The organism is Burkholderia sp. JKS000303, from assembly GCF_002563755.1.
Taxonomy (GTDB): domain Bacteria; phylum Pseudomonadota; class Gammaproteobacteria; order Burkholderiales; family Burkholderiaceae; genus Burkholderia; species Burkholderia anthina_B.
The window spans coordinates 186036-209951 of record NZ_PDBZ01000005.1 but is presented as its reverse complement, the minus strand read 5'-3'; the positions used below and the strand labels follow the sequence as shown (position 1 = coordinate 209951).

Sequence of the window (23916 nt, the reverse complement as noted above, 5' to 3'; positions counted from 1 at the left end):
TGATGAGCCATATGACGGGGTTGGGGCGGGCGTGTGCGTTGCTCGCCGTGGTAGGGGGCATGCAGGGCGCGTTCGCGCAGGGATTGGCAGGCAACGGAGTGCCGGCGGTACAGCAGGCGTCCGCGCCGGTGGCGGCGATTCCGGTGATCGATCAGCAGGGTCAGACGTCGGTGCAGCCGCAGGCCGGCGAGACGACCGGGCAGAGCACGGTTGACGAGCTGCAGCGCCAGATCCAGGCGCATTCGCTGACGGAAATGCGCACGAGCTATAACGGCAGCTATGGCGCGAGCCAGCTGTTCAGCGTCAAGGACGGGTCGTATTTCGTTGCGCTGTTCCAGCAGAAGGCGTTCTGGCGCGTGATCAAGACTTACGACGAAACGCGGGCGGAAGCGATCTATCGCGATTTCTCGCGTCAGGCCGAACGGCTGGCCGTCAACGAGTTGCGTGCGGCGAAGCTGGAATCGCAGAAGGCGCAAACGGACCGACAGATCGAAGTCACGCAGGAGCGCGCACGACGCCTGCAGGCCGACATCTCGATCGCGCGCGAGCAGCAAGCCGCGGTCGCGGATCGACAGAAGACGGTGCGTAACGAAACGGCGGCATTGCAGTCGCAGCAGGCAGAACTGCAGTCGCAGTTGCGCGCATTGCAGCAGCAGGTGCGTTCGCTGCAGCGCGAGGCCGACGCGGGCTTGCCGACGACGGCACGCTGAGCAGAAACGGGATAGGGCAGGTGCGGCGACATGCCGCGCCGGCCGACAAGGAAAAAGGGCAAGCCGATTGGCTTGCCCTTTGTTTTACTGGCCGTCCGGCACGATTCGCCGGCGGCGCGTGACGATCACCGGCCCGTTGCCGCCGCGTGCATCGGACGGCGACGTGTTGCTCGATGCGTCGCCGGCGTCGCGCGGTGCGCCGTAGCTTTCGCGCGGTTCGCGCGGAGCATAGCCTTCACGGGGTTCACGCGGCGCGCCATAACCCTCGCGCGGTTCGCGGGAGCCGTAGCCTTCGCGCGGTTCACGCGAACCGTAGCCGCCGCCGTCGCCGCGCGACTCGCGGGAGCCGCCGTGCGAGCCGTACGGGCTGTGGCCGCCGCCTTCACGGCCACCCGGCCGGCCGCCGGTGCGGGGGCCACGCGGGCCGCCGCCGCCGCCGGGGCGCGAGCCGCCGGTGTCGAGCTGGATCGTGGAAATGGCACGCTTGTAGATGCCTTGCAGACCCACGGGGGTGCGCAGCATCACCAGATACTGGTCGAACGACTCGATGCAGCCCGTCAGACGAATGCCGTTGACGAGGTAAATTTCAACGCGCTTACGTTCCTTGCGCGCCGCATTGATGAAGTCGTTTTGCGGATGGGATTCTGCGGGATTGGCCATTGAGGTGCGGCAGGAGCCTGCGTCAGAGAATATGTTGTGCGTGTGTGTGGCGTGTTCGCCCACCAAGGGTTTGGCGGGATTTTACCCTGTTCGTTCCGCCAGCGCGCGGTCGTGATTGTGTCGAACCGTAACCCACTATAGACGTTCCCGCGCGTTTTCGCGATTCGGTCGAATGGCTAGTACCCGTTCGTTACGGTGCGTTACGAATCTCGCAGCGGCGTAGCACCTGGCGAGGCGTGGCGCGATTAAAGTCGTCGCGCATGTCGGGCAGGCCGGCAGATCAGGGATACGGAACATGAACACGAGAACAATCGCGGGATGGCTCGGGAGTGCAGCGTTGCTCGCTTCCGGCAGTGCAATGGCGGGGCACGTCGACCTGTCGGTCGGTATCGGCGTGCCGGTCGCACCGGTCTATGCCGAGCCGGCCCCGGTCTATGTGGCGCCGCAGCCGGCGGTGGTCGCGTATCCGGACGACGGATACGGCTATTACGGCGACGACGGCGACGATCGCTACCGGAAATGGCGCAGGCACCATGAGCGGCACTGGCACGACCATCACGACGACGATGACGACGACTGAGCCGGCGGCGCGCGTCGCCGGAGCGCGGCCGGGATCGTCCGGCCGCGTCCCGCTCGGCTCGCTTAACCGGGTTTCCCGGCCTTGAGCTTGGCCATTTCCTCGTCGCGCAGCGCACGGCGCAGGATCTTGCCGACGTTCGTCTGCGGCAGCGCGTCGCGGAATTCGACGAACTTCGGCATCTTGTAGCCGGTGAGATTCTTGCGGCAGTGCGCGAGCACGTCGTCGACGGTCAGCGCGGGATCGCGGCGCACGACGAATACCTTGATTCGCTCGCCCTGGACTTCGTCAGGGATGCCGATCGCCGCGGCTTCGCTGATGCCGGGATGCATCACGAGCACTTCCTCGATCTCGTTCGGATACACGTTGAAGCCCGAGACGAGGATCATGTCCTTCTTGCGGTCGATGAGACGGATGAAGCCGCGCTCGTCCATCACGCCGATGTCGCCGGTGCCGAGCCAGCCGTCGGCGTCGATCACCTTCGCGGTCTCGTCCGGCCGCTGCCAGTAACCGCGCATCACTTGCGGGCCATGCACGCAGAGCTCGCCCGGCTCGCCGATGCCGGCCCAGGTGCCGTCCTCGTGTCGAAAGCGCACGACCGTCGATGGCGCGGGCAGGCCGATCGAGCCGCTGAACGCGGCCATGTCGGTCAGGTCCACCGGGTTCATCGTGACGATCGGCGAGCATTCGGTGAGCCCGTAGCCTTCGACGACCGGCCGGCCCGTGACCTGCTGGAAGCGCTCCGCGACCGCGCGCTGCATCGCCATCCCGCCGGCCATCGCGAGCTTCAGCTTCGAGAAGTCGCGCTTGCGGAATTCCTCGTTGTCGAGGAAGGCGTTGTACAGCGTGTTGATGCCGGTGATCCCGGTGAAGGTCTCGTTGCGGATGATCTTCATCACCATGTTCGTGTCGCGCGGGTTCGCAATCAGGATGTTGCGCCCGCCGAGCCCCATGAAGATGAATGCGTTCACCGTCAGCGAATAGATGTGATAGAGCGGCAGCGGCGTGAGCACCGTTTCGACGTCGCCGGTGACCTGATCGGCGATCCAGGCCTTCGCCTGTAGCAGGTTGGCGATCAGGTTGCCGTGCGTGAGCATCGCGCCCTTCGCGACGCCGGTGGTGCCGCCCGTGTATTGCAGGAACGCGAGGTCGTCGCGCGTCGTGGGCACCGGCTGCGGCTTGCCGCGCGCGCCGAGCGCGAGTGCGGAGCGCAACCGGATCGCCTGCGGCAGCTGGTAGGCCGGCACGAGCTTCTTCACGTGCTTCAGCACGAAATTGATCAGGCGTCCTTTCGCATTCAAGCCGTCGGCGAGCAGGTCGCCGAGCGCGGTGACGAGGATGTTCTTCACCTGCGTTTCCGGCAGCGCGTCCTGCAGCGTGCGCGCGAAATTCTCGAATACGACGATCGTCTGCGCACCGCTGTCCTTCAGCTGATGCGCGAGTTCGCGTGCGGTGTAGAGCGGATTGACGTTGACGACGATCGCGCCGGCCTTCAGCGTGCCGAACAGTGCGACCGGGTACTGGAACGAGTTCGGCAGCATGATCGCGACGCGATCGCCCGGCTTCACGCCCGTGCTTTGCAGATACGACGCGAATGCATCGACTTTCCGTGCGAGCGTGCGATAGGTCATCGATGCGCCCGCGCTCACGTAGGCGACGCGCTCGGCAAAGCGGGTCGTGCATTCGTCGAAGAACTGCACGAGCGATGCGTATTGCGTGACGTCGATCTCGTGCGGGACGCCGGGCGGGTACGACGCGTACCAGATGCCGTCGGTGTTCGGCGGGAGCTGGGCCGCTGCGGTGGCTGCGGATGAGGACATGATGGGTCTCCGGTGTCTCGGCGAGCGCGAGCGCGTTGGCGCTTGTTCCCGCTCGATGTTGTGCAGTCGACGAACGCCCGCGCGCCAGCACTGCGCCGCATGACATTCGTTCGGCCCGGGTCCGCGCGTGAACGTGGGCCCGGGCCGCATACCTGGGCGCCAAACCGGCGCGAACGCTTGCACGTCCGCGCGATCCCGCACCCGCAAGTCATCAGTGAAATGCCGCCGGCGCGGCCGTCGGCGCGATCAGTTCGCCGGGTGCAGCGCGGTCGTATCGGCGCCTGCCGTACTCGGTGTCAGCCCGAACACCTCGCTCGCACCCGCATCGTCGAGCACCGCCGCGAAGATCGACAATTGCGCGCTGTCGGGCATCGGGGCCTTCAGCGCGGCGACGATCAGCGACGACAGCCGCGCGATCATCTGCACGTCGTTCATCGTGCGGCCTTGCGAGAATTCGTCGATCAGGCTTTCGGTCTCGGCACCGGCGAGCGCGCCGGACAGTGCGCCGATCGCGAAGTGCAGCCGCCAGCCGAGTTCCGTGCGCGGCAGATGTGGCAGCGCGCGCTGGAACGCGTCGAAGAAACGGCCCGCGACGCTTGCGTAGTGGGCGGTCAGGAAGTTGCGCACGAACGGCGACGGGTCGGTGTACGCGCGGCCGATCAGCCGCAGGAACGCGGGGCCGCCGCGTTCGGGGTCGCGCGACGCTTTCAGCGCGGGAATGAACATCGCGCCGAGCACGTGCTCGCAGGTGATGTGCTCACCGAGCTGCGCATCGAAGCGATCGAGGATGCCGAGCCGTTCCTGGTTGAGCTGATCGAGCCGTCGCGAGAGCATCGCGTGGATCAGCGCTTCCTTGCTGCCGAAGTGGTAGTTGACCGCTGCGAGGTTCACCGCCGCGCGCGACGTGATCTGCCGCATCGACATCGCCTCGAAGCCATGTTCGATGAAGAGATCCTCGGCCGCATCGAGAATGCGCGCCTTCGTTCCGCCGGCCTGCCGAGTGCCGGATGACCGCCCGCCGGACGGCCGTCCCGCAGACGGTCGCCCCTCCTGACTTACTGCCATGCTCCGCCTCCCACGCCGGTTTCCCGGCCGCGAACTGGTGATTTGATTATCTGATTCAAACAGCCGTTTTTATTAAGATAAAAAAACGCGGGCGGGGCGGGCAAGCGGGGAATCTGGACAAATTCCTCTAGTTCGATGTGCGGATGCGGAAAATCATGCGCGCGGCCCCGGCGGGACGGGACGCGCGCGATGATGCGATGCGGCAATGCGTGCGATCAGGTGACGGTGGTACGCGTATTGACCGATTGCGTCATGTCGATGCCGCGCCGCTCGCGGCTGAACAGGATCAGCACCGCGATCACGACGGCCACGGTGCCGGCGACGAGCGCGAGCGCGTAACCGTAGTTGTTGCCTTGTGAAACCGCGAACGATGCCTGCATCGTCGCGTTGCCCGACGCGAGCAGGTTGCCGAGCTGATAGACGACACCGGGGAAGGTCGCGCGGATCTCGTCGGGCGAAATCTCGTTCAGGTGGACCGGGATCACGCCCCATGCACCCTGCACGGAAATCTGCATCAGGAACGCACCGGCGGCGAGCGCGATCGGGCCGCTCGAGAACGCCCACAGCGGCAGCACCGGCAGCGCGATCAGCGCCGCGATGAAGATCGCGCGGCGGCGGCCGATGCGCTCCGAGATCGCGCCGAACGACAGGCCGCCGACGATGGCGCCGATGTTCAGCACGATCGTGATCCATGACACGGTGTGCGGATCGAAATGGTGCTGTTCGCGCAGGAAGGTCGGATAGAGATCCTGCGTGCCGTGCGAGAAGAAGTTGAACGCGGTCATCAGCACGATCGCGTAGATCGTGAGTTTCCAGTTCTGCTGCATCGTGGCCCACAGGCTCGGCCGCGGGCGCTTTTCCATCTGCTTCCAGGCCGGCGATTCCGGCACGTGCGCACGCACGTACAGCACGAGCAGCGCGGGCAGCACGCCGACCATGAACATTCCGCGCCAGCCGATGTACTGGTAGAACAGGCCGAACACGATGGACGCGAGCAGGTATCCGCTCGGATAGCCGGCCTGCAGCAGGCCCGACACGATGCCGCGTGCGTGGGTCGGCACGGTTTCCATCGTCAGCGCGGAGCCGACGCCCCATTCGCCGCCCATCGCGATCCCGAACAGCGCGCGCAGCACCAGCAGCGCGGTCAGGCTCGGCGCGAAGCCGGATGCGAGTTCGAGCACGGAATAGCACGCGATGTTGACCATCAGCGTCGGACGGCGGCCGAAACGATCGGCGAGCCGGCCGAAGATCAGTGCGCCGAGCGGGCGCATCGCGAGGGTCAGGGTAAGCGCGAAGGCGACGGCGGGGATCGTCGACGCGAACTCGGCGGCGATGTCCTTCAGCACGAAAACCATCAGGAAAAAATCGAACGCATCGAGCGTCCAGCCCAGATAGGCGGCGATCGTGACGTTGCGTTGTTCGCGGGTCCAGCTCATGTCCGAAGTCTCCTCGTTGGCTCGCGCGCTCCCGATGTGCAGACGGATGCCGGCCCGGCGACGCGCGGCGCGCGGGCATGGATCGAGTGTAGGCCGCAGCGTCGTGCGATGTGGGGCGCGATAACGCCGAATCGGGAATAATCCCTACGAAATGAACTGTTGCGAAAGCGAAAACAGGGTCCGGCGAGCAAAGCGACAGGCGGATGTATCATTCATGAAGGTGTTTTGTATCTGTTATGTAATGTATGCGATGCACATCGCCATCGAATCAGGAGTCCGGATGACCGAACGTTTCGCTGCTGCGTTGCCCGTGTTCGAGACCGAGAGGCTGTGGCTGCGTCCGCGCGTGCTGGCCGATCTCGATGCGAGCATCGCGATGGATCGCGATCCCGAAGTCACGCGGCATATCGCGGGGCCGTGGCACGATCCGGTCGAGCATCGCCGCTTCGTCACGCACCGGATCACGCGCGACTATCCGCCGGGTCTCGGCTACTGGTCGATCTTCGAGAAGCACGCGCCCGATGTGTTCGTCGGCTGGATCCTGCTGATTCCCGACTATGTGGACGGCGCGCGCGACGTCGAGATCGGCTGGCGGCTCGTGCGCGCGGCATGGGGGCGCGGCATCGCGTGTGAAGCCGCGGCGGCCGTCGTGCGGCACGCGTTCGATACCGTGCGGCTGCCGCGCGTGATCGCCGATATCGCCGAGGCGAACACGGGTTCGCTGAACGTCGCGCGCAAGCTCGGCATGCGTCGCGTGAGCGTCGTGCACGACGGGATGCCCTACGTTCGTCACCGTCTCGAGCGCGACGATCTGCGCGCGTAATTGCCGTGCGCCGGCGCGGCCGGTTGTCAGAGATGGTCAATCACGCGCGCATCGAGGTCGTGACGTATTAACGGCTTGCAGGATCAGGAGTATCGTTGCCGGAAATCAGCAACATGGGGTACGACCATGGCACTTGGCAACGACGTTCATCTCATTCCCGTCAGGCTCGACGCGCTGCGTCCGACGCAGATGACGGTTGGCTATCGCGAAGTGAAAGCGAAGCGCAAGCACTGGAAGGCGCTCGACAAGCGCGCGCGCAAGGCCGCGATCGAATCGCACTGGTTTCCGGCCATCCTCGGCCCGGACGGCCTGCATTACATCACCGACCATCATCACCTTGGCCTCGCGCTGATCGAGGAAGGGGAGTCGCGCATCAATGCGATGCTGCTGAAGGATCTGTCCTGGCTCGACGACACGATCTTCTGGCGGATGATGGAGCACAACCAGTGGGTGCATCCGTTCGGCGCAGACGGTTCGCGTCGCGACTACGCGCATCTGCCGAAGTCGTTGACGGGGCTCGAGGACGATCCGTATCGCAGCCTCGCGGGCGAACTGCGCACCGCGGGCGGTTATGCGAAGGACGCGACGCCGTTCAGCGAATTCCTGTGGGCCGACTACCTGCGCCAGCACGTCACGCTCGACCAGATCCGCAAGAACTTCGCGAAGGCGCTCGACGTCGCGCTGCATCGCGCTCACGACCAGGACGCGCGCTATCTGCCCGGCTGGTCGGGTGTCATCGCCGTTAAACCCTGACACGCGCACGGCGCCCATCGCCCCATGACGACCGCCCCGATCCGCCCGGATGCCGGCCCGCAGCATGCCGACCATTTCGCTGCAGTCGATGCGGCGCCGCCCCCTCCGACGCAGCGCATCGGTCTCGATGCGCTGGCCGGCCTGTCGATCGCGGGCCTGCTGATTCCCGAGGCCGTCGCCTATGCGGGCCTTGCCAACCTGCCGCCGCAGGCGGGTCTCATCGCGCTGCTGTCGGGGCTCGTCGTCTATGCGCTGACGGGCAGCAGCCGTTTTGCGATCGTGTCGTCGACGTCGTCGTCGGCAGCCGTGCTCGCGGCGACGGTGCTGGCCGAGTCGGGGATGGCGCTTGCCGCGCAGCTCGCGCTGGCGGCCGCGCTCGTCGCGATGACGGGCGTGCTGTTCATCCTCGCGGGTGTCGCGCGGCTCGGCGGCATGTCGGACTTCGTTGCGCGTCCGGTCCTGCGCGGCTTCACGTTCGGGCTGGCACTGACGATCGTCATCAAGCAGTTGCCGAAGATTCTCGCGATCTCCGTGCAGCACAGCGATGCGCCGCATGTCGCGCTCGATCTCATTACCGGCGCGCCGCATGCGAACCTCGCAAGTGTCGCGCTCGGCGGGGCCGCACTCGCACTGCTGTTCGTGCTCGGGCGTCGCTCGCGCGTGCCGGCGACGCTCGTCGTGATCGTGCTGTCGATTGCGGCCGGCTACGTGTTCGACTGGCAGCACTACGGGATCGCGATCGTCGGGCACATCGACTTCCGGCACCTCGAATTCGGGTTGCCGCACCTCGACCGCAATGCGTGGATGCAGACGATCGAGCTCGCGTTCGCATTGATGCTGATCCTGTACGCGGAGTCGTACGGCTCGATCCGCAACTTCGCGCTGAAGCACGGCGACAGCGTGTCGTCGAACCGCGACCTCGTCGCGATCGGGTGCGCGAACCTCGTGTCGGGATTGCTGCACGGGATGCCGGTCGGCGCCGGCTATTCGGCGACGTCCGCGAACGAGGCCGCCGGTGCGCAATCGCGTTTCGCGGGGTTATGGGCCGCGGGCGTGGTCGCGCTGATCGTGTGGCTGCTGCTGCCGCAACTCGCCCGCACGCCGGAACCCGTGCTCGCGGCGATCGTGATCTTCGCGGTCAGCCATTCGCTGCATCCGGCGGTGTTCCGGCCGTACTGGGTGTGGCATCGCGACCGGCTCGTGGTGATCGCCGCGCTGCTCGCGGTGCTCGTGCTCGGCGTGCTGCACGGGTTGCTCGCGGCAATCGGCGTGAGCCTGCTGCTGACGCTGCGCAAGTTGTCCGAGCCGAACGTCGGCGTGCTCGGCCGGCTGCGCGATGGTCACGACTTCGTCGACGTCGCGAATCATGCGGATGCGAAGCCCGTGCCGGGCGTGCTGATCGTGCGGCCCGAGGCGCAACTGTTCTTCGCGAACGCGGACCGGATGCTCAATCGCGTGCGTGCGCTGATGAAGGCCGCGCCCGATACGCATACCGTGATGCTGAGCCTCGAGGAAACGCCGGACGTCGACGGCACGACGATCGAGTCGTTGCGTACGTTCGCGGCCGAATGCGCGGCGCGCGGGCTGCAGTTCGCGATCGTGCGGCTCAAGGAGCACGCGCTGCATGCATTGCGGCGTGCGGCCGACGATACGCTGCACGATGATGCGATGTCCGAACTGAGTGTCGACGAGAGTCTGCAGGTGCTGCAGGCACGCGGCAACGGCGCGAAGGGCGGCGCGTGACGATGCGGCGCGCACGCGCGCCGCGTGGTGTCGTTCGATCCCGTCTAGCGGGATAACGCGGCGTCCGCCGGTTCGGCGGCAGCGCGGTTCGCGATGACGTCGGCCACCTCGGTGGCCGTCGGCGCATAGGCGCCTGCGTGTGCACAGGCGACCGCTGCGCAGGCCGCCGCATAGCGCAGATGCTCGGCCGCCGTTGCATCGGGGTAGGCGAGCTGACTGGCGAGCCAGCCGCCGATGCTGGCGTCGCCGCAGCCGACGGTGTCGGCAACCTCGGTCGCAAATGCCGGTTGAAACAGCTCGGCATCGCGATGCAGCAGCTGCATGCCGGACGCACCGCGTGTGACCAGCACGGCCGCATCGGGCGCCCATGCGCGCAATTGCGCGAGCGCGGCGGCTTCGTCGAGTTCGGGGAACAGGCCGCGCAGATCCTCATCGGATACCTTGATCCAGTCGGCGAGTGCGGCCAGCCGGCGTAGCGTGTCGCGGTACGCCGGCGCGGCCATCGGTGCCCGGTAGTTCGGGTCGAACGAGATCCGCTTGCCGGCAGCACGCGCGGCCTGCACAGCGTCGATCAGCCGCGACGCGAGCGGTTCGCGCACGACGCCGAGCGAGCCGACATGCACGATTTCGGCCGCGTCGAGCGCGCCGCCGGGCAGGTCGGCCGGATCGAACGCGAGATCGGCGCTGTTCTCGCCGATGAAGAAGTAGGCGGGCGGCTGCTTCGACACGACCATCGCGAGCAGCGGCGCGCGCTCGACCTGCCGGATGAAGCGCAGGTCGAGTCCGGCATCGGCGCTCTTGCGCACCAGTTCGTCGCCGAAGATGTCGCGGCTGACCGTGCCGGCGAATGCGGTCGGCACGCCGAGCCGCGCGCCGACGCGCGCCACGTTCCAGCACGAGCCGCCGGCCACGCTGCGCCAGTGTTGCGCGTCGTCGCGGATGAAATCGGTCAGAGCTTCGCCGAATACGATCAGGCGGGGAAACGTCGTCGTCATGTCGAAACCTTGTGCCGCGACGTGTCGCGCGGCGCAGCAGCAGTTGAGGTGAACGGGCGGGCGACGACGTGTGGCGCCGCCCGGTACAGCGGGCGCGCGGCGCGATCAGTGCGGGCTGCTCCAGCCCTTGTAGTTCTTCACGTTGTCGCGCGTGATGAGCGTCGGCTCGATCAGGATCATCGGATTGGCCGGCTTCTGGTCGTTCATGATCCCGTAGCCGACGTTCACGGCCTGCTGCGCCATCGCCCACGGATCCTGGCTCGCCGACGCCTGCACGAGCGTGTTGGACTTCAGCGCCACCTCGATGTCGGGCGCGCCGTCGACCGACGTGATGACGAGGCCCGGGCGATTCAGCTGTTTCGCCGCGAGATCGCTGCCGATCGCCTGCGGATCGTTGATCGTGAACACGCCGTCGAGCTTTGGAAAGCGCGTCAGGTAGCCCTGCATCGCGTTCATCCCGCCTTCGCGCGAGCCCTTGCCGTCCTGGTCGCTCGACAGCAGCTTGATGCCGGGGTTCTTCGCGAGCACGGCCTTGCAGCCGTTCACGCGATCGATCACGGCCGACACCTGCGGGCCGTTCTCGATGATCACGTTGCCCTTGCCGCTGAGCTTCTTCGCGAGGTAGTCGCACGCGAGTTCGCCGGCCTTCACGTTGTTGGTCTGCACGGTCGCGTTCGCGCCGGCAGCCGCGACGTCCACGGCGACGACCGTGATGCCGGCCGCCTGCGCCTTCTTCACCGCCGGCTCGATCGCCTTCGGGTCGGTCGCGTTGAGCAGGATCATGTCGACGTGCGCGGAGATGAAGTTGTCGATCTGCGTGAACTGCTTGTTCAGGTCGTAGTCGGCCGACACCGCGGTGACCTTCGCGTTCGGGTTGATCTGCTTTGCACGCGCTTCGGCGCCTTTGACGATCGTGACGAAGTACGGATTGCCGAGCGACCCGACCGTGACGCCGATCGATTTCAGCGGCTTGTCGGCGGCGTGGGCGGCGGCCGCGCCGAATGCGAGTGCGCAGGCGACGGCGGTCAGGGCGGCTTTGTGCTTGAACATGTCGTGGTGTCTCCGGAGGGTTCTTTGGCGGACGGGCGCGGGAGGATCGGCCTGCGCCCCGAGGTTGAGTGGCGAGGAAACGATGTCAGGTGCGGGCGGAGTCACGCTGGCGATAGCGGTCCAGCGCGACGGCGCCGATGATCACGAGGCCCTTGATGATGTATTGCCAGATGTCGGATACGCCGAGCAGCACCAGGCCGTTCGTCAGTACCGCGATGATCAGTGCGCCGATCAGCGTGCCGACGATCGAGCCGACGCCGCCGACGAAGCTCGTGCCGCCGAGGATGACCGCGGCGATCGCGTCGAGTTCGTACGACTGGCCGAGCTGCAGGCCGTTGGCCGCATAGAGCCGTGCCGCGGACATCACCGCGCCGAGACCGGCGAGCAGGCCCGACGCCGCATAGACGAACAACTGGATTGCGCGCACGTTGATGCCCGACAGCCGCGCCGCTTCCGGATTGCCGCCGACTGAATAGATCCGCATCCCGAGCACCGTGCGGCGCAGGATGAACCACGACAGCGCAATCACCGCCAACGCGATCACGACGAGCCACGGCACGCCGAGGATCGTGCCGTTGCCGATGAACGCGAACGGCAGTTGCGGATTGAAGATCGTCGTGTCGTTGCCGATCAGGCGGGCGACACCGCGCACGGCCGTCATCGCGCCGAGCGTGACGATGAACGGGGGCAGGCGCAGGAACGAGATCAGGCCGCCGTTGATCGCACCGAACACGAGGCCGACGGCGAGCGCGAACGGCACGCCGAGCCAGCCCCAGCCGGGGATGGTCGACGCGAGCAGCGCGGCGACGGCCGACGCGGCGAGCACCGAGCCGACCGACAGGTCGATGCCGCCCGTCAGGATCACGAAGGTCATGCCGGCGGCGAGCACGATGTTGATCGACGCCTGCTGCGTGACGATCGACAGGTTCTGCAGCGTGAAGAAACCGTCGGTCATGAACCCGAAGCCGATGCACAGGACGAGCAGCACCGGCAGCATGCCGGCGGTGCGCATCAGCGACTGCATGCGCGCGCGATGATCGGCGCCGCGCATCAGGGGCGTACGGTTGGCGACCGGATGGGCCGTCGCGGAAGCAAGGTTCCGCTGCTTGGTCGGGTTGATCATTTCGGTACCTTGAATGAAGAGGGAAATGAAGGGGCCGTGGTCAGTGCGCGTCGGCGAGTTCGGCCTGCGAGCCGGTCGCGAGCGCGATGATCGCTTCCTGCGTGATGGGGGTAGGCGTGTGGCCGCCGAGTTCGCCGGCGATCTCGCCTTCGCGCATCACCAGCACGCGATCGGCGACGCCGATGATTTCCGGCAGCTCGCTCGAGATCACGATCACGCCAACGCCCGCGCGGGCCAGCTCGTTGATGATCCGGTAGATCTCGGATTTCGCGCCGATGTCGACGCCGCGGGTCGGCTCGTCGAGGATCAGCACGCGCGGCTTCGTCTCGAGCAGGCGCGACAGCAGCACTTTCTGCTGGTTGCCGCCCGACAGCGCGCCGACGTTCACGTTCGCGTTCGGCACGCGGATCGACAGCGATGCGATCGCGTCGCGCGCGCGTTCGGCGCCGCGGGCGAGGTCGAGCGCGCCGAGGCGGGCATCGCGGTTGCACACGGAGATGTTGATGTTGTCGCGCACGCTCATGTCGAGGAACAGGCCCTGGCGCTTGCGGTCTTCCGTCAGGTAGACGAGGCCCGCGTCGATTGCGTCGCGCGGCGAATGCGCGCCGAACGTACGATCGCCCAGCTTCACGTCGCCGCGTGTGCGCGGCTCCGCGCCGAAGATCAGCCGTGCAAGCTCGGTGCGGCCCGCGCCGACGAGTCCCGCGATGCCGAGCACTTCGCCGGTATGCAGATCGAGGCTGCACCCGCGCACGCGCACGCCGTCGGCGATGTCGCGGACCGACAGCAGCAGGTGGCCGGGATCGTACGGCGCATGTTCCTTCTTGTAGAAGCCGGAGATGTCGCGGCCCACCATCATCGCGACGAGCCGCTCGGCCGACAGCGATTCGCGCTCGAGCGTGCCGACGTACGAACCGTCGCGCAGCACCGACACGCGATCGGACAGTTCGTAGATCTCCGCCATCCGGTGGCTGATGTAGATGATCGCGAGGCCTTCCTCGCGCAGCTGGCGAATCAGGCCGAACAGGTGCTCGGTTTCGCGCGACGACAGCGGCGTCGTCGGTTCGTCCATCACGAGGATGCGGGCACGGGTGTGCACGGCGCGTGCGATTTCGACAAGCTGCTGCTCGGCGATCGACAGTGTGTCGACGAGCGTATCCGGGCCGAACGGTGCGCCGAGACGCGCGAGCACCTCCTGGCAGCCGCGCGCCATCGCGGCGCGGTCGATGGTGCCCCAGCGCCGGTTGCCGCGGCGCAGCTCGCGGCCGACGTAGATGTTTTCCGCGACGCTCAGGTTCGGCGCGAGGCACAGCTCCTGGTAGATCACCGCGACACCGGCATCGCGCGCGGCGAGCGGGCCGTCGATGTCGATGCGCTCGCCGTCGATCAGGATCTCGCCGCCGGCGTCGGCGCGATACGCACCCGACAGGATCTTCATCAGCGTCGATTTGCCCGCGCCGTTCTCGCCCATCAGCGAATGGATCTCGCCCGGATAGACGGTCAGGCTGACGTTGTCGAGCGCGCGCACGGCCGGGAACGTCTTGCTGATCCCGCGCATCTCGAGCAGCGGTCGGGGCGACTCAGATCGCGACATGGTTGACCTCCTGCGATTCGGTGCGGGCGCCCTTGAGGATGCCGGCCCGCGGAGAGAAGTTGAAGAACATCGGTAGCGTCGCGGCCCCGATCGCGCCGGCGTCGGCGCCGAACGTGCCGCGCACGAGCGTCGGCGTGCCGCGCGCTTCAGGGGCGGTGGCGACGAGCGCGGCGCGCAGGCGGCTCGTCACCGCATCGAGCAGGCCTGCATCGGTATCGGCGTCGAGCACGACGACCGGCGCATCGACGACGCACAGCACCGCACGCAAGGCCGGTGCGAGCGCATCGACGCAGTCGTCGATCCATTCGTCGACGGCCGGCAGGCCGCGCGCGATGCAGGCCTCGAGATCGGCGCGGTTCTCGACCGTCTCGCCGTGATGGCGCAGATGGCGCACGAGCGCATGCAGCGACGCGCGCGCGAGCAGGATGTCCCACGGGCCGCGCGGCGGCGGCGCGGACACGAGCCGGCTCGGCGGGACGGGAATCACGGCGATGTCGCCGGCGTTGCCGGTTACGCCGCGCAGGCAGTCGCCGTCGATCGCGATGCCGCCGCCGATCGCGGGCCCGATGAACAGGTAGACGAAGTCGTCGCACTGCCGGCCATATCCGTAGAACAGCTCGGCGATCGCGGCCGCGTTGCCGTCGTTTTCGCCGAACACGGGCAGCGACAGCGTGCGGCCGAGGTCGCTCGCGAAGTCGACGTCTTCCCATGCACGGAACGTGTCGGGCGCGAGGCCGAGCTCGCGCATCCATGCGCCGAGGTTGTACGGCTGGGCGACGCCGACCCCCGTCAGGCGTGCGCGCTCGTGGTCGGGGAGCAGATCCTGCATCGCGTCGATGTCGCGCCGGACGATGTCGAGCACGTCGGCGGGCGGGGGGAGCAGCGTGTCGTGCGAGCGGCGGCCGAGCACGTCGCCCGCGAAATTGACGAGTGCCGTTTCGATGCGCATCCGGTCCAGATGGACGCCGATGCCGAACGCGCCGCGCGGGTCGAGACGGATCAGCGACGCAGGCTGGCCGCGCTGGCCTTCGGTGCGGCCGGCGAATTCGATCAGCTTCGCATCCGCGAGCGACGCGATGATGCTGCCGACTGCCGTGCCCGTCATGTTCGCGAGACGCGCGAGGTCGGCCTTCGACGCGCTGCCGGCACGGCGCAGCGTCTTCAGCAGCAGGCGCTCGTTATAACGACGCACGTTGGCCGAGTTGCTTCCCTGGCCGATGTGCGGGCTTCTCATGGTGTCTCCTTCCATGGTGCGTCGTCGGCTGACGCATTAAATAAATCACGTTGATTTATTTAACCGCGTGACAGACCGCATGTCAGCCTAGGGAAATCCCGGTTTTGTCCGGGGAAGAAGGAGGGGCGGGATTTCGAATTCGTCCGATGGATTTGTGATTCGCAACGCGCCAGGATGGCCTGACGGGCTGCTTGCGACATGACGGTTCGAAGAAGGCGATGTCTGCTGCGCGCGATAGTGGGGCGCTGGCTGCGTTGCTCGTTCATTCGGCGTCGTGCGGTAGAAGCCGTCCTGCGCCTGCTTTTGGGAGAAAGTCCATGCATCGTCCGACGCGGCCTTCGACATCGCTGCTCGATCCTTACGCCGGCAGCGAGCCGTTGCCGCTTTACACGGCGACGGTGACCGTTACCGGCGGCGAATCGGCTCACGGACGATCGTCCGGACATGCGCGCGCTGCAACGGCCGGCGAACTCGATGTGTCGTTGCGTCTGCCCGTTGAGCTGGGCGGCACGGGTGGCGGCACGAATCCGGAGCAGTTGTTCGCGGCCGGCTTCGCCGCGTGTTTTCATGGCGCGTTGACGCTGGTTGCGATGAAGCGGCGGACTCGGCTGCCGGCGGATCTTTCGATTTCGGCCAGCGCAACGTTTCAATGCGATCCTGCCGACGGCTTGTTTGCGATCGCGCTCGATCTCGAGGTCAGCATGCCGGGTGTTGGCGTCGAGGAGGCGCGTGAGCTCGTTACGGAGACCGAGGCGATTTGTCCGTACGCGAAGATGGCGAGAGAGGGGATTCGGCACACCGTCCATGTCGTGGAAGTGGCGTGAGTCGCGAGGTGGTGACGATGCCGCGTTTCGGAAGCGGAAATGAAAAAAGGCCGGCTAAAAGCCGACCTTTTTTAGAAAACAGATGGTGCCCAGGAGAGGACTCGAACCTCCACGATGTTGCCACCGCTAGGACCTGAACCTAGTGCGTCTACCAATTCCGCCACCTGGGCACGTTTCGCTTACTGCGATGCGAAGACCGCTATTCTAGCGTGTTTGGGACATCTGTCAATACAATTTGAGGTTGCGAACGCAAATAATTTGCGGCGGCCTTGTTTGCTTGCTCGGTCGAAGGAGAGGGGTGTCGAAGTGAGGTGGGCTCATCGACGATGCGACGTGATTCCGCGGATGCGGACCGGGGCATGCGCGCAGGTGCGTGTATCGCTTCGGCGCCGGAAATGAAAAAAGGCCGGCTAAAAGCCGACCTTTTTTAGAAAACAGATGGTGCCCAGGAGAGGACTCGAACCTCCACGATGTTGCCACCGCTAGGACCTGAACCTAGTGCGTCTACCAATTCCGCCACCTGGGCACGTTTCGCTTGCTGCGATGCGAAGACCGCTATTGTAGCGTGTCCGAGGAGCCTGTCAACACAATTTATTCGATGGCGATAAAAATATCGCGCGTTGCGCGTTCGGGCATCAGGCGCCGATCGGATCCGCGCGCTTCGACGTGAAATTCCAGCGCAGCGCTTCGCTCGTATCGACGCGGGCTGGCAGGAGGCCGGCTGCGAGGAACGTGTCGGCGATCTTCTGCTGCTCCGCGAAGTTCTGCGCGACCACGGCGCGGACGAGATAGCTGCGTCGCGCATTGGCGCGCGCGATCGTCGTTGCGTCGAGCCCCCAGATCGGCGCGAGCGTATTGGCCGCTTCCAGCGGGTGTGCGCGCAGCCACGCGCCGGCCTGCGACAGCCGGTCGAACACGATCTGGATGACGTCGGGGCGCGCGGCGGCAAAGCTGCTCGATGCGAGGTAATAACGCTGGTATGAAGCGAGCCCGCTGCCGTCGGCCAGAATCCGCACGTCCGGATTCGAGTCGACCGATGCGACATAGGGATCCCACGTGATCCATGCATCGACGCTGCCGCGCTCGAACGCCGCGCGGCCATCGGCCGGCGTCAGGTAGTGAATCGCCGTGTCGGCAGGGGCGAGCTTTGTGCGTGCGAGTGCGGCGAGCAGCAGATAGTGGCTGCCGGCAGCCTTCGTGACGGCGATGCGCTTGCCCTTCAGGTCCGCGAGCGCATGTAGTGTGCTGTCGTTCTTGACGATGATGGCCTGCGCCTTCGGCGACGGCGCTTCCTGAGCGACGTACACGAAACGTGCGTGCGCGGCCTGGGCGAATACGGGTACCGTGTCGGCCACGTCGGCGCTGAAATCGACCGCGCCGACGTTGAGTGCTTCGGTCAGCGGCAAGCCGCTTGCGAATTCATGCCACGACACGCGCAGCCCGAGCGGTGCCAGCGACTGCTCGAGCGTCCCGCGGGTCTTGAGCAGCGTGATGAGCGTCGACGATTTCTGGTATCCGATGCGCAGCGTGGAAGGTGTGCTCTCGGCGTGTGCCCGGATGCCGGCGGCGCTCAGGCCGGCGGCCAGCATTGCGCATGCGAACGCGCGGCGGTTCATCGGCGTCATGGAGGGTGCTCCTCGTTGGGTTCGTTGCAAACAAGGCGGCTAACGTACCAACGGGGGGCGGTGATCGATAAACGATTAATTCTGCTATTGATCGGAGTGGCCGGCATAAGGGTGTGCCGGTGTGCGCGATGCGCGACTTGAAATGAAAAAAGGCCGGCTAAAAGCCGACCTTTTTAAAAACAGATGGTGCCCAGGAGAGGACTCGAACCTCCACGATGTTGCCACCGCTAGGACCTGAACCTAGTGCGTCTACCAATTCCGCCACCTGGGCACGTTTTGCAGTTAGCTGCTTGCTGCAAAGAAGCGAAATTATAGCGCCCCAATTATTCGTGTCAACACTTTTTTGCGATGGGCCGCAAACGGGCCGCCGAGGCGCCTGCACGCGGCATTCGCGTCATTTGGCAACACAGGCGGGTGATAGAATGATCCGCCGCCGTCACTATAGAACTGTCTGACGGACACTTCTATGTTGATGCCGTGCACCATCAGTCAACGCAACGAGAACAATCATCGACAAGCCCTTGAGCAAATATCCGTACCCCATTCCGAGCCGTGAAGAAATTCTCGGCGTGCTGCGTACGAGCGACGCATCGCTGGCCGCCAACGATATCGCCGAAGCGCTGTCGATCAAGCGCCAGGAGCGCGAGGGCTTCTTCCGGCGTGTCGCCGCGATGGAGCGCGACGGCCAGATTCGTCTCGACAAGCGCGGTCACTACCAGCTCACTCATCCTTCGAACTTCGTTGCCGGTCGTGTGCAGGGGCATCGCGACGGCTACGGGTTCGTGATTCGCGATGACGGCCAGGACGATCTGTTTTTGCCGAACGGCGAAATGCAGAAGGTCATGCATGGCGATCGCGTGCTCGCGCGGATCGTCGGCTACGATCGCCGCGGCCGGCCCGAAGGGCACGTCGTCGAAGTCACCGAGCGTGCGAACAAGCGCGTGATCGGCCGCCTGCTCAATGAGAACGGCGCGCTGATCGTCGCGCCCGAAGACAAGCGCATCGGCCACGACATCCTGATCACGCAGAACGTGAAGAAGGCGAAGGTCGGGCAGGTCGTCGTCGTCGAGTTGACCGATTTCCCGAGCCGCCATTCGCAGCCGCTTGGCCGCGTCGTCGAAGTGCTCGGCGACATCGACGATCCGGGCATGGAAATCGAGATCGCGGTGCGCAAGTACGGCGTGCCGCACGAATTCAGCCAGCCGGCGCTCGACGAAGCCGCCGCGCTGCCGGACAAGGTACGCCCGACCGATCTGCGCTTCCGCGTTGACCTGCGCGACGTGCCGCTCGTAACGATCGACGGCGAGGACGCGCGCGACTTCGACGATGCCGTCTACTGCGAGCCCGTCAAGGTTGGCCGCGGCGACGGTTTCCGCCTGATCGTCGCGATCGCCGACGTTTCGCACTACGTGCAACCGGGCAGCAGCCTCGACGTCGACGCGCTCGAGCGCAGCACGTCGGTCTACTTCCCGCGCCGCGTGATCCCGATGCTGCCGGAGAAACTGTCGAACGGCCTCTGCTCGCTGAATCCGCAGGTCGACCGCTGCGTGCTCGCGTGCGACATGGTGATCACCGCGCGCGGCGAGATCAAGGCGTACCAGTTCTATCCGGCGGTGATCCACTCGGCCGCGCGTCTGACGTACACCGAAGTCGCGGCCGTGCTGTCGAACACGAAGGGGCCGGAGGCCGCGCGTCGCGCAGACGTGCTGCCGCACCTGCAGGATCTCTACGGCGTCTACAAGGCGCTGTTCGCCGCGCGGCAAAAACGCGGTGCGATCGACTTCGATACGACCGAGACGTATATCGTCTGCAACTCGCAGGGCAAGATCGAGCAGATCGTGCCGCGTCAGCGCAACGACGCGCACAAGCTGATCGAGGAATGCATGCTGGCCGCGAACGTCTGCGCGGCCGACTTCCTGAAGCGCAACAAGCATCCGGGCCTGTACCGCGTGCACGCGGGGCCGACGCCGGAAAAGCTCGAAAACCTGCGCGCGTTCCTGCGCGGCATGGGCCTGTCGCTCGGCGGCGGCGACAAGCCGCACGCGAGCGACTACGCGGCGCTGATGGCGCAGATCCGCGACCGGCCCGACGCGCAGATGCTGCAGCCGATGCTGCTGCGTTCGATGCAGCAGGCCGTCTACAGCCCGGACAACATCGGCCACTTCGGTCTCGCCTACGAGGCGTACGCGCACTTCACGAGCCCGATCCGCCGTTATCCCGACCTGCTCACGCACCGCGCGATCTACGCGATCCTGTCGGGCAAGAAATACACGCCGAAGGCGCCGGAAGGCTTCGAGCTGAACACCGCGCTGTCGCCGCGCGCCCGCGCGATGCAGCAGGCCGACGACGAATCGCGCGGCCGGTCGCGCTCGAACACGGCGATCTGGGAAGAGCTTGGCCTGCATTGCTCGGCGAACGAGCGGCGTGCCGATGAAGCGTCGCGCGACGTCGAAGCGTGGCTCAAGTGCTACTTCATGCGCGACAAGCTCGGCGAGGAGTACGGCGGGATGGTGAACGGCGTCACGTCGTTCGGCATCTTCGTGCAGCTCGACACGCTCTTCATCGAAGGCCTCGTGCACGTCACGGAACTCGGCTCGGACTACTTCCAGTACGACGAGATCAAGAACGAGCTGCGCGGCGAGCGCACGGGCATCCGTTATCGCCTGTCGGATCGCGTGCGCGTGCAGGTGAGCCGCGTCGATCTCGACGCGCGCAAGATCGACTTCCGCCTCGTGCGCGATACGCCGGTGAAGGCGCCTCGCCCGGCACCGGCGCCGGCTGTTGCCGGCAACGATCGCGGCGGCCCGCGCGTGCGCTCGTTGCCGCCGGCGGAGGATGCCGTGCCGCGTCGCAAGAGGGCGGCCAGCGCGCCGACCGTCGCGGTGAACGAAGCGCGTGCTGCGCGTGCAGCGAAGAAGAAGGGCGGCACGGCGGCGAAGACGGCCGCGAAGAAGCCGCACGCGCGCAAGAAGTATTGAGCGTTCGGGGCGGCGCGCAGCGCACGCCCTTGCAGTATCGAGAGACGCCGCGTTCTACCGGTCACCGGCCGGCAACGCGGCGCTTTCCTTTTCCATGGATCGCGGCTGCGCGCGTTGCGCGGCTGCACGTTTGATCGAAGGTTGTTCCAGTCATGTCACGTCTGAAGGTTCTTTACGGTTTTCATGCGGTGACCGCACGTTTGCGGCACGATGCATCGACGGTTGCGGAGGTGCTGTATGACCAGACGCGCCGCGACCGCCGCATGCAGGACTTCCTGCACACCGCGAAGGAAGCGGGCGTGCGGCTGATCGCGGCCGACGAAACGCGCCTGTGGGGGCTCGCGCATACCGAGCGCCATCAGGGCGTCGTTGCGCGCGTCGAGGACGTTCCGCTCGCGCAGAACCTGTCCGAGCTGCTCGACGGCATCCAGGGCCCGGCGCTGCTGCTGGTGCTCGACGGCGTCACCGATCCGCACAACCTGGGCGCTTGCTTGCGCGTCGCCGATTCGGCCGGTGCGCATGCGGTGATCGCGCCGCGCGATCGCGCGGTTGGCCTGAACGCGACCGCGGCGAAGGTCGCGAGCGGCGCGGCCGACACGGTGCCGTACATCACGGTGACGAACCTCGCTCGCGCGCTGCGCGAGCTGAAGGAAGCGGGCGTGTGGATCATCGGCACGTCGGACGAAGCGTCGTCGACGCTGTACGAAACGAAGTTCGACGGCCCGGTCGCGATCGTGATGGGCGCGGAAGGCGAAGGCATGCGCCGGCTGACGCGCGACACCTGCGACGAAGTGATGAGCATCCCGATGGCCGGCAGCGTGGAAAGTCTGAACGTGTCGGTTGCCAGCGGCGTGTGCCTGTACGAAGCGGTGCGGCAGCGGCGCGTGAAGGGCTGATGCACGCGGCCCTGCGCGCTGCGCGGGCCGCCATGACCCGAACGACGTGTGCCGCGATCGCGCGCGGCACACGGTTCTCCGGAACGCGCGAACCATGACCCTGTTCCGTCTCGGCGCATCGTGCGCCGTTCTCTGCCTGCTGGCTGCCTGCACGTCGCCGTCGCTGGTCGAGCGTGGCACCTACTACGCCGACACGAGCCTGCACGCGCGCGGCGCCGATTCGCGCATCCGCTTTCTCGTGATGCACTACACCGAAAGCGACGAAGCGAAATCGCTGCGCACGCTGACGGGCGACTCGGTCAGCGTGCATTACGTCATCCCGCCGCAACCGCGTGTCGAACACGGGATGCCGGTCGTCTATCAGCTCGTTCCGGAAGCGATGCGCGCGTGGCATGCCGGTGTCAGCGAATGGCAGGGCACGACCGAACTGAACGCGGCGTCGATCGGCATCGAGAACGTGAACCGCGGCCCGCTCGATCCGGAGCATCGCACGTGGCAGCCGTATCCGCCGCCCCAGGTCGATGCACTGATCCGGCTATCGAAGGACATCGTCACGCGCTACGCGATTCCGCCGACGCGCGTGGTCGGGCACAGCGACATCGCGCCGCAACGCAAGATCGACCCGGGCCCGCTGTTCCCGTGGCATGCGCTCGCGCAGGCCGGCGTTGGTGCATGGCCGGACGGCGCGACCGTCGCCGCGCGGCTCGCGGGCAGGGATCCGCACGCGCTCGTCGATGTGCGCGAGTTGCAGCTCAAGCTCGCGCGCTACGGCTATGACGTGCCGACCGACGGGGTGCTCGATGCCAGCACGCGGCGCGTCTTCGCGGCATTCCAGATGCATTTCCGGCCGTCCGACTATGCGGGCAATCCGGATGCCGAAACCGACGCAATCGCGCAGGCATTGCTCGACAAGTATTTCCCCGGCGCGGCGCCGGCCGACGACGGATCCGCGGCGGGCGCACCCTGACGATCGGTGTGCAAGGCGCTGACGCCGCCGCCGCTGAAAAAGCCCGGCCTGTCAGCCGAGTCCGGTAAACTGGCGGTTTTCCGCAATCCCGCAGCATTTCCTCCCCATGACTCAAGACGAACTCAAACGCCTGGTCGGCCAGGCGGCCGCCGATTATGTGATCAACACCGTGCCGGAAGGCGCGGTGATCGGCGTCGGCACCGGCTCGACAGCCAACTGCTTCATCGACGCGCTCGCCGTCGTCAAGTCGCGCTATCGCGGCGCCGTGTCGAGCTCCATCGCGACCACTGAGCGCCTGAAGTCGCACGGCATCAAGGTGTTCGATCTGAACGAGATCGAGTCGCTGCAGGTGTACGTCGACGGCGCCGACGAGATCGACGCGAGCGGCGCGATGATCAAGGGCGGCGGCGGCGCGCTCACGCGCGAGAAGATCGTCGCGTCGGTGGCCGAGACGTTCGTGTGCATCGCGGATGCCAGCAAGCGCGTGCCGGTGCTCGGCGGGTTCCCGTTGCCGATCGAGGTCGTGCCGATGGCGCGCACGGCGATCGGCCGACGCGTGACCGCGCTCGGCGGCGTGCCGGTTCTGCGCGTGACGAAGGACGGCGCGCCGTACATCACCGACAACGGCAACGAAATCATCGACGTGAAGGGCCTGCAGATCGCCGATCCGCGCGGCTTCGAAGCGCAGGTGAACGCATGGCCGGGCGTGGTGACGGTCGGCCTGTTCGCGCAGCGCGGCGCGAACCTGTGCCTGCTCGGCACGGAAGCCGGTGTTGAAACGATCGTTTATTCGGCTGATTGAAAGAATTGAAATGAAATTGGCAGGTTGAAAGGCATTTCATGCGGGGCGTAATAACCCGTAATGGATTGCATGTTCAAATCGCGTCGAAATCGCGGCCCGGCAAGCGCAGAGCGCTTCCCGGGCTTTTTTTGTGGCCTTATAAATCACCCCTTTATAAAGAGGGATAACCCTGTCAGGTGTTTACCAGATAGCGAAATATCCCCGAACTCGCCAACTTATAGATCATAAGAACAGTCGTAAC

At 66.2% G+C, this 23916-nt stretch carries 20 protein-coding genes and 3 tRNA genes; 10 read left to right on the top strand and 13 right to left on the bottom strand.

Going from position 1 to position 23916, the window contains the following annotated elements; all coding sequences use genetic code 11:
- Nucleotides 1–2 precede the first annotated feature (2 nt).
- Entirely contained in the window at nt 3–710 is a 708-nt protein-coding gene (locus BX604_RS37390) for a DUF2968 domain-containing protein (RefSeq protein WP_098557007.1), read from the top strand.
- Between the two features lie 84 nt (nt 711–794).
- Here the strand turns inward: BX604_RS37390 and hfq are convergent, their stop codons facing one another.
- Complete coding sequence (gene hfq, locus BX604_RS37385; RefSeq protein ID WP_098557004.1) at nt 795–1370, bottom strand: RNA chaperone Hfq; 576 nt, start codon at nt 1368–1370, stop codon at nt 795–797.
- 295 nt (nt 1371–1665) lie between these two features.
- On the opposite strand from hfq, the gene BX604_RS37380 reads away from it, so the two are divergent.
- On the top strand, nt 1666–1950 hold the full coding sequence (locus BX604_RS37380) for a hypothetical protein (RefSeq protein ID WP_098557001.1): 285 nt from the start codon (nt 1666–1668) through the stop codon (nt 1948–1950).
- A gap of 62 nt (nt 1951–2012) precedes the next feature.
- Here the strand turns inward: BX604_RS37380 and BX604_RS37375 are convergent, their stop codons facing one another.
- From BX604_RS37375 to BX604_RS37365, 3 genes are all read right to left on the bottom strand, one after another.
- Nucleotides 2013–3767 carry an AMP-binding protein gene (locus BX604_RS37375; RefSeq protein ID WP_098556998.1) on the bottom strand — a complete coding sequence of 585 codons (1755 nt, stop codon included), beginning with the start codon at nt 3765–3767 and terminating at the stop codon, nt 2013–2015.
- A gap of 246 nt (nt 3768–4013) precedes the next feature.
- Nucleotides 4014–4832 carry a TetR/AcrR family transcriptional regulator gene (locus BX604_RS37370; RefSeq protein ID WP_098556995.1) on the bottom strand — a complete coding sequence of 273 codons (819 nt, stop codon included), beginning with the start codon at nt 4830–4832 and terminating at the stop codon, nt 4014–4016.
- A gap of 215 nt (nt 4833–5047) precedes the next feature.
- Entirely contained in the window at nt 5048–6268 is a 1221-nt protein-coding gene (locus BX604_RS37365; protein ID WP_098556992.1) for an MFS transporter, read from the bottom strand.
- Between the two features lie 280 nt (nt 6269–6548).
- On the opposite strand from BX604_RS37365, the gene BX604_RS37360 reads away from it, so the two are divergent.
- From BX604_RS37360 to BX604_RS37350, 3 genes are all read left to right on the top strand, one after another.
- Nucleotides 6549–7091, top strand: coding sequence for a GNAT family N-acetyltransferase (locus BX604_RS37360; protein WP_098557166.1), 543 nt, complete (start codon nt 6549–6551; stop codon nt 7089–7091).
- A gap of 126 nt (nt 7092–7217) precedes the next feature.
- Nucleotides 7218–7844, top strand: coding sequence for a ParB-like protein (locus tag BX604_RS37355; protein ID WP_098556989.1), 627 nt, complete (start codon nt 7218–7220; stop codon nt 7842–7844).
- A 24-nt stretch (nt 7845–7868) separates the two neighbouring features.
- Nucleotides 7869–9587 carry a SulP family inorganic anion transporter gene (locus tag BX604_RS37350; protein ID WP_098556986.1) on the top strand — a complete coding sequence of 573 codons (1719 nt, stop codon included), beginning with the start codon at nt 7869–7871 and terminating at the stop codon, nt 9585–9587.
- A 44-nt stretch (nt 9588–9631) separates the two neighbouring features.
- On the opposite strand, the gene BX604_RS37345 is transcribed toward BX604_RS37350, so the two are convergent.
- The 5 genes from BX604_RS37345 to BX604_RS37325 all read right to left on the bottom strand — a co-directional run bounded on the left by BX604_RS37345 (nt 9632) and on the right by BX604_RS37325 (nt 15583).
- Nucleotides 9632–10582 carry a carbohydrate kinase family protein gene (locus BX604_RS37345; RefSeq protein ID WP_098556983.1) on the bottom strand — a complete coding sequence of 317 codons (951 nt, stop codon included), beginning with the start codon at nt 10580–10582 and terminating at the stop codon, nt 9632–9634.
- 105 nt (nt 10583–10687) lie between these two features.
- The gene (locus BX604_RS37340) at nt 10688–11632 is read right to left on the bottom strand and encodes an ABC transporter substrate-binding protein (protein ID WP_098556980.1); all 945 of its coding nucleotides are present in this window, start codon (nt 11630–11632) and stop codon (nt 10688–10690) included.
- Nucleotides 11633–11717: 85 nt separating this feature from the next.
- Nucleotides 11718–12755 (bottom strand): ABC transporter permease subunit, encoded by a 1038-nt coding sequence (locus tag BX604_RS37335; protein WP_098556977.1) that lies wholly within the window; start codon nt 12753–12755, stop codon nt 11718–11720.
- A 40-nt stretch (nt 12756–12795) separates the two neighbouring features.
- Nucleotides 12796–14349 carry a sugar ABC transporter ATP-binding protein gene (locus BX604_RS37330; RefSeq protein WP_098556974.1) on the bottom strand — a complete coding sequence of 518 codons (1554 nt, stop codon included), beginning with the start codon at nt 14347–14349 and terminating at the stop codon, nt 12796–12798.
- Nucleotides 14336–15583, bottom strand: coding sequence for an ROK family protein (locus BX604_RS37325; RefSeq protein ID WP_098557163.1), 1248 nt, complete (start codon nt 15581–15583; stop codon nt 14336–14338). Before BX604_RS37325 ends, BX604_RS37330 begins: the two co-directional genes overlap by 14 nt.
- Before the next feature lie 317 nt (nt 15584–15900).
- Between BX604_RS37325 and BX604_RS37320 the strand changes: the two genes are divergently transcribed.
- Entirely contained in the window at nt 15901–16407 is a 507-nt protein-coding gene (locus tag BX604_RS37320; protein WP_098556972.1) for an Ohr family peroxiredoxin, read from the top strand.
- An 83-nt stretch (nt 16408–16490) separates the two neighbouring features.
- On the opposite strand, the gene BX604_RS37315 is transcribed toward BX604_RS37320, so the two are convergent.
- The 4 genes from BX604_RS37315 to BX604_RS37300 form a co-directional block, all read right to left on the bottom strand.
- Nucleotides 16491–16577: transfer RNA gene (locus tag BX604_RS37315), tRNA-Leu, on the bottom strand.
- 269 nt (nt 16578–16846) lie between these two features.
- Nucleotides 16847–16933 (bottom strand) — tRNA-Leu (locus tag BX604_RS37310).
- A gap of 109 nt (nt 16934–17042) precedes the next feature.
- Nucleotides 17043–18032: an aliphatic sulfonate ABC transporter substrate-binding protein gene (locus tag BX604_RS37305; RefSeq protein WP_098556970.1), complete on the bottom strand. Its 990-nt coding sequence runs from the start codon at nt 18030–18032 to the stop codon at nt 17043–17045.
- A gap of 184 nt (nt 18033–18216) precedes the next feature.
- Nucleotides 18217–18303, bottom strand: a tRNA-Leu gene (locus tag BX604_RS37300).
- Between the two features lie 250 nt (nt 18304–18553).
- Here BX604_RS37300 and rnr point away from each other — a divergent pair.
- The 4 genes from rnr to rpiA all read left to right on the top strand — a co-directional run bounded on the left by rnr (nt 18554) and on the right by rpiA (nt 23675).
- Nucleotides 18554–21010, top strand: a complete 2457-nt coding sequence (gene rnr, locus BX604_RS37295; protein ID WP_098556968.1) for a ribonuclease R — start codon at nt 18554–18556, stop codon at nt 21008–21010.
- 152 nt (nt 21011–21162) lie between these two features.
- The gene (gene rlmB, locus BX604_RS37290; RefSeq protein WP_098556965.1) at nt 21163–21906 is read left to right on the top strand and encodes a 23S rRNA (guanosine(2251)-2'-O)-methyltransferase RlmB; all 744 of its coding nucleotides are present in this window, start codon (nt 21163–21165) and stop codon (nt 21904–21906) included.
- Nucleotides 21907–22000: 94 nt separating this feature from the next.
- The gene (locus BX604_RS37285) at nt 22001–22873 is read left to right on the top strand and encodes an N-acetylmuramoyl-L-alanine amidase (protein ID WP_098556962.1); all 873 of its coding nucleotides are present in this window, start codon (nt 22001–22003) and stop codon (nt 22871–22873) included.
- 106 nt (nt 22874–22979) lie between these two features.
- Nucleotides 22980–23675: a ribose-5-phosphate isomerase RpiA gene (gene rpiA / locus BX604_RS37280; RefSeq protein WP_098556959.1), complete on the top strand. Its 696-nt coding sequence runs from the start codon at nt 22980–22982 to the stop codon at nt 23673–23675.
- The last annotated feature ends 241 nt before the right edge of the window (nt 23676–23916 follow it).

Bases quoted from the DNA above. Each gene is read 5' to 3' on its own strand.
- BX604_RS37285 (WP_098556962.1), top strand. From the start codon at position 22,001: ATGACCCTGTTCCGTCTCGGCGCATCGTGCGCCGTTCTCTGCCTGCTG.
- rpiA (WP_098556959.1), top strand. From the start codon at position 22,980: ATGACTCAAGACGAACTCAAACGCCTGGTCGGCCAGGCGGCCGCCGAT.
- BX604_RS37380 (WP_098557001.1), top strand. From the start codon at position 1,666: ATGAACACGAGAACAATCGCGGGATGGCTCGGGAGTGCAGCGTTGCTC.
- BX604_RS37305 (WP_098556970.1), bottom strand. From the start codon at position 18,032: ATGACGCCGATGAACCGCCGCGCGTTCGCATGCGCAATGCTGGCCGCC.
- BX604_RS37345 (WP_098556983.1), bottom strand. From the start codon at position 10,582: ATGACGACGACGTTTCCCCGCCTGATCGTATTCGGCGAAGCTCTGACC.
- BX604_RS37320 (WP_098556972.1), top strand. From the start codon at position 15,901: ATGCATCGTCCGACGCGGCCTTCGACATCGCTGCTCGATCCTTACGCC.
- BX604_RS37390 (WP_098557007.1), top strand. From the start codon at position 3: ATGAGCCATATGACGGGGTTGGGGCGGGCGTGTGCGTTGCTCGCCGTG.
- BX604_RS37375 (WP_098556998.1), bottom strand. From the start codon at position 3,767: ATGTCCTCATCCGCAGCCACCGCAGCGGCCCAGCTCCCGCCGAACACC.
- BX604_RS37335 (WP_098556977.1), bottom strand. From the start codon at position 12,755: ATGATCAACCCGACCAAGCAGCGGAACCTTGCTTCCGCGACGGCCCAT.
- BX604_RS37325 (WP_098557163.1), bottom strand. From the start codon at position 15,583: ATGAGAAGCCCGCACATCGGCCAGGGAAGCAACTCGGCCAACGTGCGT.
- rlmB (WP_098556965.1), top strand. From the start codon at position 21,163: ATGTCACGTCTGAAGGTTCTTTACGGTTTTCATGCGGTGACCGCACGT.
- BX604_RS37330 (WP_098556974.1), bottom strand. From the start codon at position 14,349: ATGTCGCGATCTGAGTCGCCCCGACCGCTGCTCGAGATGCGCGGGATC.
- BX604_RS37365 (WP_098556992.1), bottom strand. From the start codon at position 6,268: ATGAGCTGGACCCGCGAACAACGCAACGTCACGATCGCCGCCTATCTG.
- BX604_RS37355 (WP_098556989.1), top strand. From the start codon at position 7,218: ATGGCACTTGGCAACGACGTTCATCTCATTCCCGTCAGGCTCGACGCG.
- hfq (WP_098557004.1), bottom strand. From the start codon at position 1,370: ATGGCCAATCCCGCAGAATCCCATCCGCAAAACGACTTCATCAATGCG.
- BX604_RS37370 (WP_098556995.1), bottom strand. From the start codon at position 4,832: ATGGCAGTAAGTCAGGAGGGGCGACCGTCTGCGGGACGGCCGTCCGGC.
- BX604_RS37350 (WP_098556986.1), top strand. From the start codon at position 7,869: ATGACGACCGCCCCGATCCGCCCGGATGCCGGCCCGCAGCATGCCGAC.
- BX604_RS37340 (WP_098556980.1), bottom strand. From the start codon at position 11,632: ATGTTCAAGCACAAAGCCGCCCTGACCGCCGTCGCCTGCGCACTCGCA.
- BX604_RS37360 (WP_098557166.1), top strand. From the start codon at position 6,549: ATGACCGAACGTTTCGCTGCTGCGTTGCCCGTGTTCGAGACCGAGAGG.